At 57.8% G+C, this 275-nt stretch carries 1 protein-coding gene; it reads right to left on the bottom strand.

What is annotated here, in order from left to right; translation table 11 throughout:
* Window positions 1–47 precede the first annotated feature (47 nt).
* The coding region (tnpB, locus tag AC0L21_RS38125; RefSeq protein ID WP_473267162.1) for an IS66 family insertion sequence element accessory protein TnpB at window positions 48–275 on the bottom strand (228 nt) is incomplete at its 5' end.

The following is a 275-nucleotide window of genomic DNA, read 5'->3' as shown; positions in this document are numbered from 1 at the left end:
ATGAAGCCATTGAATCAGATCAAGCAGCAGATTCAAACCCAAAACGGCTATCCGATCCGCGTCGGACGCTGGGCTTCCTGCGGGTTGCGCCAATCGATTCCGGACAACAGGTAGCCCATCTGCGCCGGAGAGATCGTCACTGCTTCGCCCGCAACCGAAGGCCAGATGAACCGCCCTCTCTCCAGCCTTTTGGTGAACAGGCATGCTCCCTGGCCATCGTGCCAGATCACCTTCACAAGATCGCTTCGGCGACCGCGGAAGACAAACAGATGACC

It is taken from the genome of Bradyrhizobium sp. WSM4873 (assembly GCF_055811355.1).
Note: the sequence above shows the minus strand (reverse complement) of the source record. Positions and strands in the feature narration are given on the sequence as shown.